This window comes from Knoellia pratensis, assembly GCF_042666395.1.
Lineage (GTDB): Bacteria > Actinomycetota > Actinomycetes > Actinomycetales > Dermatophilaceae > Knoellia > Knoellia pratensis.
This window is the reverse complement of record NZ_JBHTDJ010000001.1, coordinates 1,358,210-1,374,666: the sequence shown is the minus strand read 5'-3', so window position 1 is coordinate 1,374,666 and position 16,457 is coordinate 1,358,210. Positions and strand designations below refer to the sequence as shown.

16 protein-coding genes are annotated in these 16,457 nt (G+C 68.3%); 3 read left to right on the top strand and 13 right to left on the bottom strand.

Annotated elements, in window-relative coordinates:
• Positions 1–51 precede the first annotated feature (51 nt).
• From ilvA to ACFQRE_RS06570, 7 genes are all read right to left on the bottom strand, one after another.
• Positions 52–1,302: a threonine ammonia-lyase gene (gene ilvA, locus ACFQRE_RS06600; protein WP_380120165.1), complete on the bottom strand. Its 1,251-nt coding sequence runs from the start codon at positions 1,300–1,302 to the stop codon at positions 52–54.
• A gap of 83 nt (positions 1,303–1,385) precedes the next feature.
• Positions 1,386–2,231: an ABC transporter permease gene (locus tag ACFQRE_RS06595; RefSeq protein WP_380120163.1), complete on the bottom strand. Its 846-nt coding sequence runs from the start codon at positions 2,229–2,231 to the stop codon at positions 1,386–1,388.
• Positions 2,228–3,193, bottom strand: a complete 966-nt coding sequence (locus ACFQRE_RS06590) for an ATP-binding cassette domain-containing protein (protein WP_380120161.1) — start codon at positions 3,191–3,193, stop codon at positions 2,228–2,230. The genes ACFQRE_RS06595 and ACFQRE_RS06590 overlap by 4 nt, the downstream gene beginning before the upstream one ends.
• A complete protein-coding gene (locus ACFQRE_RS06585) occupies positions 3,193–3,627 on the bottom strand; it encodes a VOC family protein (protein ID WP_380120158.1) in 435 nt (144 codons plus the stop codon). Before ACFQRE_RS06585 ends, ACFQRE_RS06590 begins: the two co-directional genes overlap by 1 nt.
• A 58-nt stretch (positions 3,628–3,685) precedes the next feature.
• Positions 3,686–4,996, bottom strand: a complete 1,311-nt coding sequence (locus ACFQRE_RS06580) for a glutamate mutase L (protein WP_380120156.1) — start codon at positions 4,994–4,996, stop codon at positions 3,686–3,688.
• A gap of 1 nt (position 4,997) precedes the next feature.
• Positions 4,998–6,185 carry a cystathionine gamma-synthase gene (locus ACFQRE_RS06575; protein WP_380120154.1) on the bottom strand — a complete coding sequence of 396 codons (1,188 nt, stop codon included), beginning with the start codon at positions 6,183–6,185 and terminating at the stop codon, positions 4,998–5,000.
• Between the two features lie 33 nt (positions 6,186–6,218).
• Positions 6,219–7,220 (bottom strand): GNAT family N-acetyltransferase, encoded by a 1,002-nt coding sequence (locus tag ACFQRE_RS06570; RefSeq protein WP_380120152.1) that lies wholly within the window; start codon positions 7,218–7,220, stop codon positions 6,219–6,221.
• Positions 7,221–7,370: 150 nt separating this feature from the next.
• On the opposite strand from ACFQRE_RS06570, the gene ACFQRE_RS06565 reads away from it, so the two are divergent.
• Positions 7,371–8,096: a methyltransferase domain-containing protein gene (locus ACFQRE_RS06565; RefSeq protein ID WP_380120150.1), complete on the top strand. Its 726-nt coding sequence runs from the start codon at positions 7,371–7,373 to the stop codon at positions 8,094–8,096.
• A gap of 72 nt (positions 8,097–8,168) precedes the next feature.
• On the opposite strand, the gene ACFQRE_RS06560 is transcribed toward ACFQRE_RS06565, so the two are convergent.
• Together ACFQRE_RS06560 and ACFQRE_RS06555 are read right to left on the bottom strand one after the other, a co-directional pair.
• The gene (locus tag ACFQRE_RS06560) at positions 8,169–9,635 is read right to left on the bottom strand and encodes a hypothetical protein (RefSeq protein WP_380120148.1); all 1,467 of its coding nucleotides are present in this window, start codon (positions 9,633–9,635) and stop codon (positions 8,169–8,171) included.
• Positions 9,632–10,150 carry a SigE family RNA polymerase sigma factor gene (locus ACFQRE_RS06555; RefSeq protein ID WP_380120146.1) on the bottom strand — a complete coding sequence of 173 codons (519 nt, stop codon included), beginning with the start codon at positions 10,148–10,150 and terminating at the stop codon, positions 9,632–9,634. The genes ACFQRE_RS06560 and ACFQRE_RS06555 overlap by 4 nt, the downstream gene beginning before the upstream one ends.
• A 102-nt stretch (positions 10,151–10,252) precedes the next feature.
• Here ACFQRE_RS06555 and msrA point away from each other — a divergent pair, with 102 nt between their 5' ends.
• Positions 10,253–10,945 carry a peptide-methionine (S)-S-oxide reductase MsrA gene (gene msrA, locus ACFQRE_RS06550; RefSeq protein ID WP_380120144.1) on the top strand — a complete coding sequence of 231 codons (693 nt, stop codon included), beginning with the start codon at positions 10,253–10,255 and terminating at the stop codon, positions 10,943–10,945.
• A 9-nt stretch (positions 10,946–10,954) separates the two neighbouring features.
• Positions 10,955–11,527, top strand: coding sequence for a GNAT family N-acetyltransferase (locus ACFQRE_RS06545; protein WP_380120142.1), 573 nt, complete (start codon positions 10,955–10,957; stop codon positions 11,525–11,527).
• A gap of 99 nt (positions 11,528–11,626) precedes the next feature.
• Here ACFQRE_RS06545 and ACFQRE_RS06540 read toward each other — a convergent pair whose 3' ends face one another.
• The 4 genes from ACFQRE_RS06540 to ACFQRE_RS06525 form a co-directional block, all read right to left on the bottom strand.
• Entirely contained in the window at positions 11,627–11,908 is a 282-nt protein-coding gene (locus ACFQRE_RS06540; RefSeq protein ID WP_380120140.1) for a hypothetical protein, read from the bottom strand.
• Between the two features lie 263 nt (positions 11,909–12,171).
• Entirely contained in the window at positions 12,172–14,214 is a 2,043-nt protein-coding gene (locus ACFQRE_RS06535; RefSeq protein ID WP_380120138.1) for an FAD-dependent oxidoreductase, read from the bottom strand.
• 87 nt (positions 14,215–14,301) lie between these two features.
• On the bottom strand, positions 14,302–14,895 hold the full coding sequence (locus ACFQRE_RS06530) for a TetR family transcriptional regulator (protein ID WP_380120136.1): 594 nt from the start codon (positions 14,893–14,895) through the stop codon (positions 14,302–14,304).
• The gene (locus ACFQRE_RS06525) at positions 14,895–16,322 is read right to left on the bottom strand and encodes a fatty acid desaturase (protein WP_380120134.1); all 1,428 of its coding nucleotides are present in this window, start codon (positions 16,320–16,322) and stop codon (positions 14,895–14,897) included. The genes ACFQRE_RS06530 and ACFQRE_RS06525 overlap by 1 nt, the downstream gene beginning before the upstream one ends.
• Positions 16,323–16,457: the final 135 nt, after the last annotated feature.

Sequence of the window (16,457 nt, the reverse complement as noted above, 5' to 3'; positions counted from 1 at the left end):
GCACGCCTCCGGTAGCCGGAGGCGTGCTTCTGTCTTATCTCGACTGGTTGATCAGAGTTGGGCTGCCTCGTCGTGGATGACGGTGTAGGCCTTGGCGCGCATCGCGGCGAGGACCCGCTCACAGTGTTCGGGACCGCGGGTCTCGAGCCGGAGCGCGATCTCGACCTCGTCGACGTTGATCTGCGGACCGGTGCGGATGTGCTCGATCTCGAGGATGTTGGCGTCGACACCGGCGCAGTCCGCGAGGATCGCGGCCAGTGATCCGGGGGTGTCGGGGACGCGCACAGAGAACTGGAGGTAGCGACCGGCGGCCACGAGCCCGTGGCGGATGATCCGCAGCATGAGCAGTGGGTCGATGTTGCCGCCGGAGAGCACCGCGACGACGGGACCCTCAATGGGCTCCGTCGCCTCGGTCTCGGAGTTCTCGAGCAGCCAGCCGACTGCGGAAGCTCCTGCCGGTTCGACGACGAGCTTGGCGCGCTCCATGAGGAACAGCAGGGCGCGGGACATGCCGCCCTCACTGACCGTCTCGACGCTGTCGACGAGGTCGCGCACCAGGGGGAAGGTCACGTCACCGGGCAGTCCGACGGCGATGCCGTCGGCCATCGTGGACATCTTCGCGGCGGCCAGTGGATGCCCTGCAATGAGAGAAGCCGGGTAGGCCGCGGCCTGCTCGGCCTGGACGCCGATGATGCGGACGTCGGGCTTGAGCTCTCGCACGGCCACAGCGATGCCGGCCAGCAGCCCGCCGCCACCGAGCCCGACGACGATCGTCTTGACGTCGGGGCACTGCTCGAGGATCTCGAGGCCACAGGTGCCCTGCCCGGCGACGATGTCGTCGTGGTCGAACGGGTGGATGAGGATGGCTCCGGTCTGCTCGGCCCAGGCCCGGGCGTGCACGAGACTCTCGTCGAGGCTCTCGCCGACCTGCTCGATCGTCGCGCCGTAGGCCTTGGTCGCCTGGACCTTGGGCATGGGCGCCCGCACCGGCATGTAGACCTTGACCGCGATGCCGAGCATCTGTCCGGCGAGGGCGACGCCCTGGGCGTGGTTGCCGGCACTGGCGGCCACGACTCCGCTGGCCTTCTCGGCCTCGGTGAGGTGGAACATGCGGTTGTAGGCGCCGCGGATCTTGAACGACCCGGCCCGCTGGAGGTTCTCGCACTTGAGGAAGACGTCGGCACCAACTCGTGCCGACAGACCGCGGTTGAACTCCATGGGTGTGGGAGCAATGACAGTGGAGAGCAGGTCTGCGGCGGCGCGGATCTCGGCCACCGTCACCGACGACGATGTGGGTGTCATGGGCGTGAGGCTACTCAGTCCCAGTCGAGAGGAGAGAACGCGCCGCCCGGGAGCGGCGCGTTGTCTCCTCTCGACTGCTTGGGTCAGTCGGTCGTGCGCTTGTTGAACGCCCGCAGCGCCAGGGGCGCGATGACCACAGTGATCGCCACGGACCAGATGATCGTCGCCAGCTCAGGGTTCTGCAGTGACCACGGGGCGTCGGCTCGCACGGATCCGCCCACGCCCCAGTTGTCGCGCATGGCCTGGGTGAGGGAGCTGATCGGGTTCCACTCGGCGATGGTGCGCAGCCACGAAGGCATGGTCTCGGTGGGGGCGAATGCGTTGGAGAGGAAGGTGATCGGGAAGATCGTCGTGAACATCAACCCGTTGACCGCTTCGACCGAGCGCATGGCTGAGCCGACGAGGATGCCGACCCAGATCATCGCGAACCCGAAGAGCAGCAGGAGGCCATAGCTCAGCAGACCCTTGAGCAGCCCCTCGTGGATGCGCCACCCGATGAACAGACCAGTGACCGACATGACCGCGACGCCGATGCTCGAGTGGATCAGTGCGGCGATCGAGCGTGAGATGAGGATCGACGAGCGTCGGATCGGCAGCGACCTCAGCCGGTCGACCATGCCCTTGCCGATGTCGGTGTTGAGACCGATGGCGACGATGAAGGCACTGAACGCAATCGTCTGGGCCATGATCCCGGGCAGGAGCCACGGCTTGTAGTCGCCGCCCTGGACATTGATGGACCCACCAAAGACGTAGGCGAAGAGCAGCACGAACATGATGGGTTGGATCGTCACGTCGGTGAGCATCTCGGGCTGCCGCTTGATGTGGGTGAGGTTGCGCCGGACCAACGTCATGATCTGGCGGAGCTGGCCCGCGCCACTGGGTCGTGGGGCAGTGCGGTCGAGGACCGCGGCTTCTGTGACGGCGCTCATGCCGGCACCTCCTGGTTGCTCGTGTCTTCGGCCTTGTGACCCGTGAGGGCGAGGAAGACGTCGTCGAGGCTGGGTCGCTGCATGCCGAGGTCGTCGACCTCGATGCCCGCTTCGTCGAGTTGCTGCGCGATGCGCGTCAGGGCGGCGACATCGCCGCCGGGGGCGACGAGCTTGCGCGCGTCCGCATCAACGCGGACGTCGCCGACGACACCTCGGAGCAGCTCGGCCGCCTGACGCACCTCGTCGTGTCGCGACACCGTGACCACAAGGCTCGCAGCACCGGACTGGGTCTTGAGCTCGAGCGGAGTGCCCTGCGCAATGATCCGGCCCTTGTCGATGACCACGATGTTGTCGGCGAGCTGGTCGGCCTCGTCAAGGTACTGAGTCGTGAGCAGGAGGGTCGTGCCGTCACGCACGAGGTCGCGCAGCACGTCCCAGAGCTCCACCCGACTGCGCGGGTCGAGCCCCGTCGTGGGCTCGTCGAGGAAGAGGACCGGCGGGTGGGCGATGAGGCTCACCGCGAGGTCGATGCGCCGCCGCATGCCACCGGAGTAGTCCTTGACGACCTTGTCGCCCGCCTCGGTGAGCGAGAACTGCTCCAGCAGCTCGTCGGATCGCTTGCGCACGAACCGCCGGTCCAGGCCGTAGAGATCGCCGATGAGGCGAAGGTTCTCGCGGCCCGTGAGGAGGTCGTCGACGGTCGCGCTCTGGGCAGTGAGACCCATGCTCGCGCGCACCGCCTCGGGCTCGGCGACGACGTCGTGGCCGGCGACCCGGGCCGACCCACTCGTGGGGACGGCCAGCGTCGTCATCATGCGCACGGTCGTCGTCTTGCCCGCTCCATTGGGCCCCAACAGCCCGAAGACCGACCCCTTGGGGACCGAGAAGCTGACATCGTCGACAGCGGTGAAGTCGCCGAACCTCTTGACGAGGTTCTCGGCCTCGATGACCAGCTCGTTCATCAGCTTGCCTTCCCGCAGAGGCAGAACGGATGTCCCGCCGGATCGAGGTACACCTTGAAGCCGCCGTCCTCGCTCGGCTGGTCGGCGGCAACCGTTGCTCCCGCGGCGAGCACCGCCGGCTCCGCCTGCGAGATGACGGGCACGACGAGGTCCAGGTGGAACTGTTGCGGGTGCGATCCACCGGGCCAGGTCGGCGCAACGTAGTCGCCGATCCGTTGGAAGCCCAGGGACGCGTTGCCGCCGGGCTGTCCACGCTTGATTCCGCCTCCCGGCGGTTCGAGGGTGGCCCACTCGTCGTCGGAGCCGTCCTCCAGGGTCCAGCCAAGGACCTCGCCGTAGAAACGAGCAAGCTCGAGGGGGTCGGGGCAGTCGAGCACGACGACGTCGAGGCGAATATCTAGTCGGGCAGAAGGCCGAGCGGTGTCTTCACTCATGCCTGCGAGCGTAGGGCGAGCCACCGACAACGCCCACCGCTTTTCCGGACGCGCCTCCTCAGGCGATGGACGCAGCGAGCGCCCGTGCTGCGACCGGGTGCCCCTCCGCGAGCAGACCACACGCAAAGAGCACGTATGCCGTGTCGACGCCTTGCGTCGCGGCTGCCGGAACCGTCCACCCGCCTGCGTGGTCGTTCACGACCGCGCGCAGGACTCCGTCGGCCAACCCGTCAGGGCCGTGTCGCAGGACCCCGCCGGACCCGAGGACGAGCCCCACGTCGGCGAGCGGTCGCGGCCGGTCACCGATGACACGCGCGCGACCGTGACGACGCGCAGCCACCAGCGCGGCGACCCGGGCAAGGTCTGCCTCGTGCGCCCACTCCCCCGGCGCCGACGCACGGTGACTGGTCTCGGAAGCCACGTGGGCGGCATACGCCGCCGTGTCGGGTGACAGCGGGAGGTGCTCGCGCGCCGCGGCCTCGACGATGCCGAGGGCATTCCAGCGCATGCCGAGGTCGGCCTCGACGGTGCGTTCGTGCCACATCGAACCGGCGACGTCGCGCTCGATCTCGGCGTCCTCGCCCTGCGGCCTGAGCACCGAGTAGACGTCGGTCGTCGCGCCGCCGATGTCGATGACCATGACGTCCTCACCGCGCACGTCGGCGAGGAGCTCAACGCCCTGGAGGACTGCGTCAGGCGTGGCTGCGCGCACCAAGTCGGTGAACCCTCGGCCGCGTGACAGGCCCTTGCCACCGATGACGTGCTCGAGGAACGCCGTCCTGATGGCGCTGCGGGCGGCGTCCGGGGCGATGACGCCGATCCGGGGCAGGACGTTGCTCGTGACGCTGTGGCGACGGCCGGTGCGCGCCAGCTCGGCCGACACCTCGCCAGCGACCTCGGTGTTGCCAGCCACGACGATCGGCGCCGTGATCCGCGCGCTCGCCAAGCGAGTTGCGTTGTGCCGCAACACATCTGAGTTGCCACCGTCGGTGCCACCGACAAGCAGCACGAGGTCGGAGGCAGCCGCACGCAACTCACGAACTCCCTCACCCGTCAGTGGCCCCGACGACACGTGGACGACCCGACCACCCGCCGACAACGCCACCCGGTGCCCGGCCTCCGCAGTCACCTCACGTTCGTACCCGACGACGGCAATGCGCAGCCCACCACCCGCGGACGAGCACACGAGCGTCTCGGTGACGGGACCGAGGGAGGCGAGCGAACGGCATACCGAATCGACTCCGTCCATGACGTCCGTGTCGATCGTCGTCGGGTGCGACGCCGCGCCCACCAAGGTGCCCGAATCGACGTTGACGAGAACGGCTTTGGTGAAGGTCGACCCGACGTCGACGCAGAGGACGAGCGACACGTCAGGTGAGGCGGTCGAGGGCCTGCTTGAGGTCGGCGATGAGGTCTTCGACGTCCTCGATACCGACGGAGAGCCGGATCATGTCCGAGGGCACTTCGAGCTCGGTTCCGACGACGGACGCGTGGGTCATCCGGCCGGGGTGCTCGATCAGCGACTCGACACCGCCGAGCGACTCTCCGAGGGTCCAGATCTGGGTCTCGCCGCAGACCTTGACGGCGACGTCCTCGCCACCCTTGACGCGGAACGCGACCATGCCGCCGAAGCGCTTCATCTGACGCTTGGCGACCTCGTGGCCGGGGTGGTCGGGCAGGCCCGGGTAGTGGACCGCGGTGACGCCGTCGTGGCCCTGGAGGAAGTCGACGATCTTCTCGGCGTTGTCGCAGTGGCGTTCCATGCGGATGGCGAGCGTCTTGAGACCGCGCTGGACGATCCACGAGTCGAACGGTCCGGCAATGGCACCCATCGAGTTCTGGTGGAACCCAATGCGGTCGCTCGCCGACTCGTTGTCGAACCACGGCACGGTGACCCCGTGGCCGACGACGACAGCGCCGCCGACGACGTCGGAGTGGCCGCCGCAGTACTTGGTCGTCGAGTGCATGACGACGTCGGCGCCGTCGGCGAGCGGCTGCTGGAGGTAGGGCGACGCGAACGTGTTGTCGACGACGAGCAGGGCGCCGGCCTCGTGCGCGATCTCGGCGAGCGCCGTGATGTCGGCGATGCTCAGCATGGGGTTGGTCGGGGTCTCGACCCAGACGATGCGCGTCTTGCCCGGCTGGATCGCGGCACGAACGGCATCGTTGTCGGCAATGGCCGCGATGGTGTGCTCGACGCCCCAGTGCTTGAGGACCTTGTTGAACAGACGGTAGGTGCCGCCGTAGGCGTCCGACGGGACGACGACGTGGTCACCAGGGCTGAGGAGGGCCCGCAGGATCGCGTCCTCGGCGGCCAGCCCGGAGGCGAACGCGAAGCCACGCTCGCCACCCTCGAGGGCAGCAAAACCGGTCTCGAGAGCGGTGCGCGTGGGGTTGGCCGAGCGGCTGTACTCGTAGCCGTTGCGGAAGCCGCCGATGCCGTCCTGCTTGTAGGTCGACGTCTGGTAGATCGGGGTGACGACGGCGCCCGTCGTGGGGTCTGGGTCCTGCCCGGCGTGGAGGGCGCGGGTGGAGAAGCCGAGGGTGTCGTCAGTCATGCCGACAGCGTATGCCGCGTGGTCGCCGCCGCTTCAGGCGAGCCGCTTCTGCCACTCGCGTTGGATGGCAGTGGTCCGGTAGCCGAGGGCCTCGTTGACCGCGATCATCGGCCCGTTCTCCACGGCGTTCCACGTGCGGACGGTGCGGGTCTGGGGGAACTCGGTGCGGAGCGCGAGCATGTTGGCGGCCTTGAGGGCTGCGCCGAGCCCGTGCCCGCGGTGCTCGCGGAGCACGAGGGTGTCCTGCTGGTACGCGAGCTCGGGTTCCGCAGTGGGGATCTGCAGCTGGGTGAAGGCGACGAGCCGGCCGGTTGCGACGTGGCGGGCGACGGATTCGACGGCTCGCCGGTTGCTGCTCCTCGTGGCGTCGCGCTGGCCCCGGATCCGATCGGCGTCCCAGTCCTCCTCGCCGAAGTCGAGATCGCCGGTCGGGGCGTCGGTGCTCATGCGTCGCTGAAGGTTGGCCCGGTCCTCGAGCCACTCGTCGAGGGTGTCGTCGGTCGAGGTCTCGATCGCGTATCCCGCTGTCTCCGAAGGCTTTTGGAACGAGTATGCCGTGACGTCCAGATCGTTGCGGTGGTTCGTCTGGGCCAGGTCGAACCCGTGGAGACATGCGAACACCTCTCCCGGATCCGCCCCGTCCCTCGGGTATGCCGTTTCCAGGGCGAGCGAGGTCCGGCCAGCGTCACGGGCCTGCTGGGTGATGTGGTCGAGCAGGGCTGTGCCAAGGCCATGGCGGCGGTGCTCGGGGTGGACGACGACGTCGATGAGGGCGAGCTCGGGGTTGTCACGCAGCGGAAGGGTCAGCTCTGCGCCAGCCACGACGCGGTCCTGGTCGTCGCTGTCGACGGCGGCGAGGTAGCGCCGGTCCCAGTTGGACGTCGACTCGCGCGCCCTACGGGAGGCCATCGACCAGGTGTCGTGGTCGTCGCCCATCGCGGCGACGGCCGAGGCAACGAAGACCGCGTTCCACGCCTCGGCCAGCTCGGCCTGAGCCGGGTCGAGCGTGGTGACGGGAACGATGCTGATGGCCATGCCACTCATCGTCCCGCGCTCCGGCCCCACCAGCCACCGATTTCTACCCGCCTTGTGTGTCCCAGCGGTCAGGAGATGGGATCGCTCAGGCACACAAGGTCGGTGGAAATTGGGTCGCGCCCGGGTCCCACCCAGCCCAGACTCACGGGCATGCAGGGATTCACGCCAGAGACCGGCTTCGGTCCCGATGCCGCAGCCCGCTACGACGAGTCGCCGCGTGGCGACGAAGGGGTTGCCGCCGACTTCCTCGCCGGACTCGCTGCCGGTCGTGATGCGCTGGAGTTCGCGATCGGGACGGGACGCATGGCGTTTCCGCTGTCGCATGGAGGAGTTCGTGTCGACGGGATTGAGCTGTCCCAGGCCATGGTCGACGTGTTGCGCTCTCGGCCTGGGGGTGCCGAGCTGGACGTGCGTGTCGGCGACATGTCCACGACCTCGATGGACAGGCGGTACGGACTCGTCTTCCTCGTCTACAACACGATCTTCAACCTCCTCACCCAGGACGGTCAGGTGGAGTGCTTCGAGAACGCTGCGCGCCATCTCGACCACGACGGCGTCTTCGTCATCGAGGCTGCGGTGCCGAGCGCGTGGTTGCCGACCCACTCCCATGCCCGCCCGGAGCGGGTGGAGGCCGACGCCGTGACCCTCGACGTCTGCTCCTACGACCCGGCGACGCAGATCCTCGACGAGAACCACGTGCGGATCGCCGCGGACGGCATACGTTTCGCTCCGATCGCGTGCCGACTGGCGTGGCCGAGCGAACTCGACCTCATGGCCCGCATCGCCGGCCTGCGACTCGTCGAGCGGTGGGGCGGGTGGCAGCGCCAGCCCTACACCGGACGCGACGCCCACGTCAGCGTCTACGCCAGGGCCTGAACTCTCGCCTTGTGTGCCTGAGCGGTCCCGTACCGGGTCCGCTCAGGCACACAAGGCGGGTTGAGAAGTGGGCTATCTGCCGTTGCCGGGGCGACCATCCGGGCCCCGACCGAAGCTCGCGAGGTTCTTTGCGGCCTCGTCAGCGAGTTTCGTTGCGATGGTGCGTGCCTGCGCCTGGGTGTCGCCCTGTGCGACCACAGAGATCAGGACGTTCCCCTCGAGCCGCAGTGCGATCTGCCGGGGAGGCAACTGGCGGGACTGGGTGGCGAGGAAGGTCGTGCCTCTGTCGTGGTCCGCCCAGTCCTCCCGAATGGGCTGCGAACTCCACCGGGCCGTGCCGCGGTTGGCGACGATCTCGTCAAAAGCCTTCTTCCCGTCGGGAAAGGACGACCACACGATCGACGTTGCTGCCTCGCCCTCGGCCCCCCGCGAGGCTCCCTCCAGGACGTAGTCGGCTGTGCGCACCGCCACCGGCTCCATCCCCGAGTTGCCTTCATTTCCCACCTGCGCGCCGTACACGGGCACGGTCGCCATCGCCGAGTTCATGCCCCAGTTCCTGGGGACGAGGTTCTTGATCCCGGTGACCGTTGCGTCGGGGTCGATGGCGGGCAGGATGAAGTGCGCCCCGTCGGGGAAGGCTTCCGACACACCATCAGGCCACGACCACACCACCGGCTGGGGGTCGACGAGAGCCCTGCTCGCCAGGAGCGCGTCGACGCTCTCGTCCACGAGGCGGCGGGACTCCTTGAGCGCATGTGCCTCGTCAGAGCCGGAGGTCCATGCGTCCACCGTCACGTCACCGACCCGCCGGATGGCCACGAATCGCCTGTCACCCGGAGTCAGCGGCGGAGCCTCAACGACGAACTGGTTCGCTTCCGTGGCAGCGAACCCCGGCCAGGCCACCTTCCGGAACGGCCGGTCGAAGGTGCACGCCCCAGAGTTGTCGCTCAACTGCTCCATGGCCCTGATGGCCGTGGTGGTGGGCCACCCCGCCACCACGACCTGCGCGGCAGGCGCGTCCCTCTTGACCGAAGAAAGGTAGTAGTTCCACTGCTTGCTCCCCCACGGCTGCGGCTGCGCTGCTTCCGGGTTCTTGTGGCAGAAGTTCGAGGCCACCCACGTATCGGGCATCCGCCCGTCACCAAGGAGCATCCGCTCCGTGCCGGCCGGAGCGTGCGCGCCCTGGGGAGCGACATCCGGGAACGACACGGGCAACCGGTAGTCGCCATTGGCGAGTTTGACCGCAGGCGCAAACGCGGTCGTCGCCGGAACGCTCGGCGACGCAGAGGCGCTGGGTGTGGGGCTGTTGGACTTCGCCGGTGTCACCCGCTGGCCCTGGAACATCGACGAGTTCGCCGCGCCGACGGCGATGGCGACCACAGCGGCAGCGGCGGCCGCCCCGCCGACGGTGGCGCGCAGCATACGAGCGCGTCGTTTGCCTGAGGCACTTGCGTCGATGGCTGCACGCAGGGCGCGCCAGTCGGGTTCGGGTGCGTCACGCAGGACCTCGCGCAGCTGATCCTCAAGTTGGGTGGTCATGACGAGACTCCTTTGAAGGTGTGAGTGACCGAACCCGATCGCAATGCGGCCAGGGCGCGGTGGATGGATGACCGGACGGTGCTGACCGAGCAACCCATGAGGGCGGCGACCTCGGCATCGGGCAGGTCCTCGAAGTAGCGCAGGGTCACGGCAGTGCGTTGTCGCGGTGGCAGTCCGCTCAACGCCTCGAGGAGGGCATCACGGTCGACGACATCGTCAGCGTGGTCGTCCGTCGAGGGCACGAGTTCGGTGACCACCGCATCGGAGATCACTTCGCGGCTCGACCGCTTGCGCTTCTGGCTCAGGAACGTGTTGACGACGATCCTTCTCGCGTATGCCGTGGAGTTCTGCGCGCGCGAGACCGTGCGCCATTTGCTCACGACGGTCGCGAGCGCCTCCTGGCTGAGGTCCTCGGCTGCGTGCCGATCCCCGGTCAGCGCGTACGCCAGGCCATAGATCCGCGGCATGGCCCCGTCGAGCCACGCATCGAGATCCCCCACCTCGTTCTTGTCCATACCCACCTAGACGCAGCAACCTCGGGAATCATTGAGTGCTCCGGAGCATTGCACGGGACAGACCCCTCAGTTCGGGACAGCCTCACAGATCAGGAGTGCCCCATGTTCGGATCGCGCGCCAAGACCACCCTGCCCACTGCCGCCGAGGCGCTGCCCGGTCGTCAGTCCCGCCCGTTCACGGTGCCGGCGACCCACGAAGTGCTCGGCACGCCGCTCGAGGGTCCGTGGCCCGAGGGCACCGAGGCGCTCCATGTCGCGATGGGCTGTTTCTGGGGGGCCGAGCGCATCTTCTGGCAGCTCCCGGGTGTCGTGACGACGGCGGCGGGCTACATCGGTGGGTTCACGCCGAACCCGACCTACGAGGAGACCTGCACCGGCCGCACCGGGCACGCCGAGGCCGTCCTCGTCGCCTACGACCCCCAGCAGACCACGCCCGAACTGCTGCTCAAGGCCTTCTGGGAGAACCACGACCCCACCCAGGGCAACCGGCAGGGCAACGACATCGGCACGGCATACCGGTCCGCCATCTTCTGGACCACGCCGGAGCAGGAGGCTGCCGCGAAGGCGACCCGCGAGGCCTTCCAGGGCGAACTGACGCGCGTCAACGCCGGCGAGATCACCACGCAGTTCTCGCCAGCGAAGGATGTTGGCCCGTTCTGGTACGCGGAGGACTACCACCAGCAGTACCTCCACAAGAACCCCAACGGCTACTGCAACCACGGCCCCAACGGCCTCACCTGCCCGATCGGCGTCGCGAACCTCCCTGCCCAGACGGACATCGTTCCGCCCGCCTGAGGCGTGCGCGTGACTGCAGACTTCACCGCCAAGCCCACGCTCGTGGGTGAGCTGGTGACCCTGCGCCCGATCCGAGCCGAGGATGCCGACGACATCGATCGGATCATCCACGAGGACAGGGAGATCGGGCGGCTCACGGGTTCGGTGAACTCCAGCTCGGAGGAGCCGGGGGGCATGCCTCTCGAGAAGCTGCGCGAGATCTATGGCGGGTGGGCCGAGGCGGATGACCGCCTGGTGCTGGCCGTCATTGATCGAGCGACGGACGAACTCGTCGGCGAGGTCGTGCTCGCCGGCTTGGACGAAGGGAACCGGTCGTGCTGGTTCCGCACCCTCATCGGGGCTGCGGGTCGCGGCCGGGGACTGGGGACGGAGGCGACACAGCTCATCGTCGACCACGGGTTCGGGGTGCTCGGACTGCATCGGATCACGCTCGAGGTCTACGACTTCAACCCGCGAGCGCGCCACGTCTACGAGAAGGTCGGCTTCGTCCACGAGGGCACGGGTCGTGAGGCGCTGCTCTTCGACGGCGAGTGGATCGACGTCCACTACATGGCAGCTCTGGCCGCCGACTGGACCACCTGACCCCCACGTGTCGGGGGTTCTGTGACGAGTCGCGACCTCAGGGACCAGCGACTCGTCACGCAGGCCCCGACTCGTGGGCCCGGGGGGTGTGCTGACTGCTCAGACGGCTGTGGCGATCGTGAGAATGAGGCCGACCGTTGCGGCTGCGCCAAGGCAGATGAACCCGGCGATGCGTATCGGAGCACCGACCTTCCAGTGATCACGCGGACCCGGCGCATTGAACCCGGGGTGGGACCCGACGTCGGAACTCCCGGCCGGACCGCCGAAGCCACCCTTGATCTCGGCGGTGGGTCGCGCGCCACGCATCTGCACGAAGCCGACAGTCAGCAGGATCACGCCAAGCACGGCGAGAACGACGACGAGCCACCACCGTCCGGTCATGCCCTGACAGCGTGCCACGGTCGGCGCCGTCGTCGGGCTGCCGACGCCCGCCCGATCCGGCGGCTCGGGGGGTCATCGTGGGTCCGTTCAGGAAGTGCCTTTGCTTCACCCCGCGATGCAAAGACACCCCCATTTGCTTCAGGTGCCGATGCAAAGACACCCCCATTTGCTCCGGCAGGCGATGCAAATGAGGGTGTCTTTGCTCCAGCCGGTGAAGCAAAGGCACGTCTGGAGCGGGAGGTTGTTGAGGGCGCCGGAGCCGCTCAGAGGCGGGCAGCGAGTTCGGTTCCTTGGCGGATGGCGCGCTTGGCGTCGAGTTCGGCGGCGACGTCGGCTCCGCCGATGACATGGACGGGTATGCCGCTGTCCCCCAGCTCGTCGGCCAGCGTCCGCACGGATTCCTGACCGGCACACAGCACGATGCTGTCGACGGGGATGATCCGGCTGGTACGCGGCGCGTCGTCCTTGCCGTCGCCACCAAAGGACACGTGGAGTCCGTCGTCATCGATCCGGTCGTAGGTGACACCCGTGACCTGCTCGACACCCTTGGCCCTGAGCGCGGCCCGGTGGACCCAACCTGTCGTCTTGCCCAGGCCCTTGCCGATCCCGGAAGACTTGCGCTGCAACAGGATCACCTCGTGCTTGGGCGTCTCGACCACTGCGGTGGCGAGACCTCCGCGCGACACCGCTGGGTCACCCACACCCCATTCCGCGCGCCACAGCGCGAGGTCCAGCGTCGCCGACGGCTGCGCCGTGAGGAACTCGCTCACGTCCACGCCGATCCCACCGGCACCGATCACCGCCACACGAGGCCCGGGCTCACGCTCCCCACGGACCAGTTCGGCGTAGGTCATCACTGACGGGTGGTCCACGCCCGGGATCGACGGCACCCGAGGCGAGACACCGGTCGCCACCACGACTTCGTCGAACCCGATGTCACGAAGTTCGGCAGCCGTCACCGCGCGCCCGAGGTGCAGTTTCACCCCGGTCACCTCGATGCGACGGCGGAAGTAGCGGATCGACTCGGAGAACTCCTCCTTGCCGGGGATGCGCTGAGCGATGGCGAACTGGCCACCGATGTCATCCCGGGCTTCGAAGAGCTCGACCGAGTGCCCGCGCTCCGCGAGCGCCGTCGCGCACGACAGCCCAGCCGGCCCGGCCCCCACCACGGCGACACGGCGCACCCGACGGGTCGGCCCAAGCACGAGCTCGGTCTCGTAGACGGCTCGCGGGTTGAGCAGGCACGTGGCCCGCTTCCTGCCGAAGGTGTGGTCCAAACAGGCCTGGTTGCAGGCGATGCACGTGTTGATCTCGTCCGAACGCGACTCGGCGGCTTTGCGCACCCACTCTGGGTCCGCGAGGAACGGGCGGGCCAACGACACGAGGTCCGCGTCGCCCGCGCCGAGGATCGACTCCGCCACCTCGGGCATGTTGATCCGGTTCGTCGCGATGACCGGCAGCGACGTCTCGGACTTGAGGCGGGCGGCATACGACGCAAAGGCCGCGCGGGGCACGGAGGTGACGATCGTCGGGACGCGCGCCTCGTGCCAGCCGATACCGAGGTTGAGGACCGTGGCACCGGCCGCTTCGACCTCGCGGGCCAACGCAGCGACCTCGTCCCACGTCTGACCGTCGGTCACGAGGTCGACCGCCGAGATGCGATAGATGACGAGGAAGTCCTCGCCGACCTCCTCGCGAATGCGACGCACGATCTCGACGGCGAAGCGACGCCGCTTCTCAGGGGTCCCGCCCCAGGCATCGGTGCGCTTGTTGGTGCGCGGCGCGAGGAACTGGTTGATGAGGTACCCCTCCGAGCCCATCACCTCGACCCCGTCGTAGCCGGCTTCGCGCGCCAGTCTCGCCTCCCGCACGAACGCGTCGATCGTGCGCTCCACGCCACGTCCCGACAGGGCGCGGGGCTTGAACTTCGAGATCGGGCTCTTGATGGCGGACGGAGCGACGCACCACGGTGTGTAGGCGTATCGGCCGGCGTGCAGCAGCTGCAACGCGATCCGTCCACCCTCCGCATGCACCGCGTCGGTGATCACCTTGTGCTGCTTGGCCTCGCGCGACGTCGTCAACTTCGAAGCGAGCGGCAGCAGCGTGCCCTCGATGTTGGGCGCGAATCCACCGGTGATGATGAGCGACGCCCCACCCCGCGCCCGTTCGGCGAAGAACGCCGCCAGCTTCGGGAAGTCACGCGCACGATCCTCGAGGCCGGTGTGCATCGACCCCATGACCACACGGTTGGGCAGGGTCACATGGCCGAGCTCGAGGGGCGCGAGCAGGTGCGGGTAGCCAGTCATTACTCGAGAGTACGGACACACGTGGGTGCTCCGTCAGCCCATCCGCGTGTGTTCCTGCCCACCCGTCCTCGATGAGGGGGCCGGCCCTCAGGGACGACCGGGCCGGAGCACTTGCTCGATGATCCACGCGATGTGGCCCGAGGACTCGTCGGGAGTTCCCGTCGGGCGGATCACGTGGCTGACAACGAGGCGGACGATGGTGTCGACGAGGGCGCCGAGCCGGTGCGGTTCGATGCCGGGGTCGTAGTCGCCCAACCGCAGCTCGACAACCACTGCGGCCGCCCCGGCGAGCGAGGCGGAGTCGGTCGTGAGGAGCGGGAGGAGCCCGGTGTCGGCACCCTGCGACCCCGACACGACGGCCCGGAGCAAAGGGTTGACCTCGGCGCGTTGCAGCACGCGGAGCACGGCCTCGCGGGCAGCCGCGACCAGGTCGTCGGGATGGTGGTCGAAGCCGGAGTTGACCGCTTCGAGGAAGTGCCCCAACTCCCAGAGGACGAGCGCTTCGGCGAGGTCGGACTTGGTGCCGACCTCGTTGTAGACGGTCTGCCGGCTGACCCCGACGCGGGTGCCGAGATCGCTCATCGTCACCGCGGCCCAACCCTGTTCGACGGTCAGGCCCGCGGTGGCCTCGATGATGCGTTCGCGCAGGGAGGTCGTCGACTGTCTCGTCACGCAGGACATCATGCCGCGCGCGGCTCCACCGCCACGAAGTCGACCTTCTCGCGCACGCCACAGTCGGGGCAGCACCAGTCGGCTGGGATCTGCGCCCAGGCCGTCCCGGCAGCGAAGCCCTCACGCTCCTCCCCCGCCACGACGTCATAGGTGTAACCACAGCCCGGACACCGCGCGGCGAGCACCTCGTCGCGCACGCCCGCGGACCCCCGCTCATCGGTGCCCACACCCACACCTACGGGCACAGCCGCCGGCGGCGGGTACGTCGCCAGGATCCGGTCCCGTTTGCGCGGCTGGAGGTTGGCCCGGCTCAGGTCACCGTCGACGTGGCGCAGCACCCTGGGGTCCATGACCCGACGCCAGATCGCCGGCACCAGCGCGAGAACGATCATCCCGGCATACCCCGTCGGCAGTGCCGGCGACTCCTCGAAGTCGCGCAGGGTCTGGTAGCGGCGGGTGGGGTTCGCGTGGTGGTCGCTGTGTCGCTGCAGGTGATAGAGCAGGACGTTGGTCGCGATGTTGTTGGAGTTCCACGAGTGCGACGGGTCGACGCGTTCGTAGCGCTGCCGGTCGCCGTGGCCGACCTTCTGCCGCAGCATCCCGTAGTGCTCCATGTAGTTGACGACCTCGAGCAGCGAGAAGCCGATCACGGCCTGGATCAACAGATACGGCAGGATCCCCACCCCGAGCCAGACCATCAGTGCACCCCAGAGCACCGCCGACATGAGCCAGGCGTTGAGGACGTCGTTGGACAGGCGGAACGGGTGCTGCTTGCGCCGCCCGATGCGCCGCTTCTCCAGCCGCCACGCGCTCTTGAGCGACCCCCAGACCGTGCGTGGCCAGAACTGGTAGAAGTTCTCCCCCACCCGACTCGACGCCGGGTCCTCGGGGGTGGCGACGCGCACGTGATGACCGCGGTTGTGCTCGATGTAGAAGTGGCCGTAGAAGCTCTGCGCCAGCGCGACCTTGCTCAGCCAGCGCTCGTTCTCCTCGCGCTTGTGCCCCAGCTCGTGCGCGGTGTTGATGCCGATGCCGCCGATGCAGCCGATCGAGATCGCGAGGCCGAGCTTCTCGACGAGCGAGAGCTCCCACGGGCTCGCGCCCGACACGACCCACATGGCCCCGATGAACCCGCCGTACTGGATCGGCAGATAGAGATACGTGATCCACCGGTAGTAGCGGTCCTTCTCGAGCGCCTCGATGAGGTCGTCCGGCGGGTTCGAGCGGTCCAGCCCGGCGACGAGATCGATGGCCGGCACGACAACGAGGATGACGATCGGCCCGAGCCAGAACCAGGCCGACCAGCCCGTCAGCAGCCACATCCCCAGGCCGAGCGGCGCCAGCGACGGCACCACGAGCCCGATCAGCCAGAGATACCGCTTCGGGTCACGCCACTGCTCGGTCGAGCCGATCGGGACGGTCGCGTTCATCGCCATGGTGCAGGCCTCCTTGCCCAGATCACTTGACAAACCACTATGGCTTGTAAAGTGCCAACTTGGCAAGAGGTAACCAGCATCACGCCACCCCAGAGCAAAGGCGGCGTATGCCGGGAAGCGGGCTCCCGGCATACG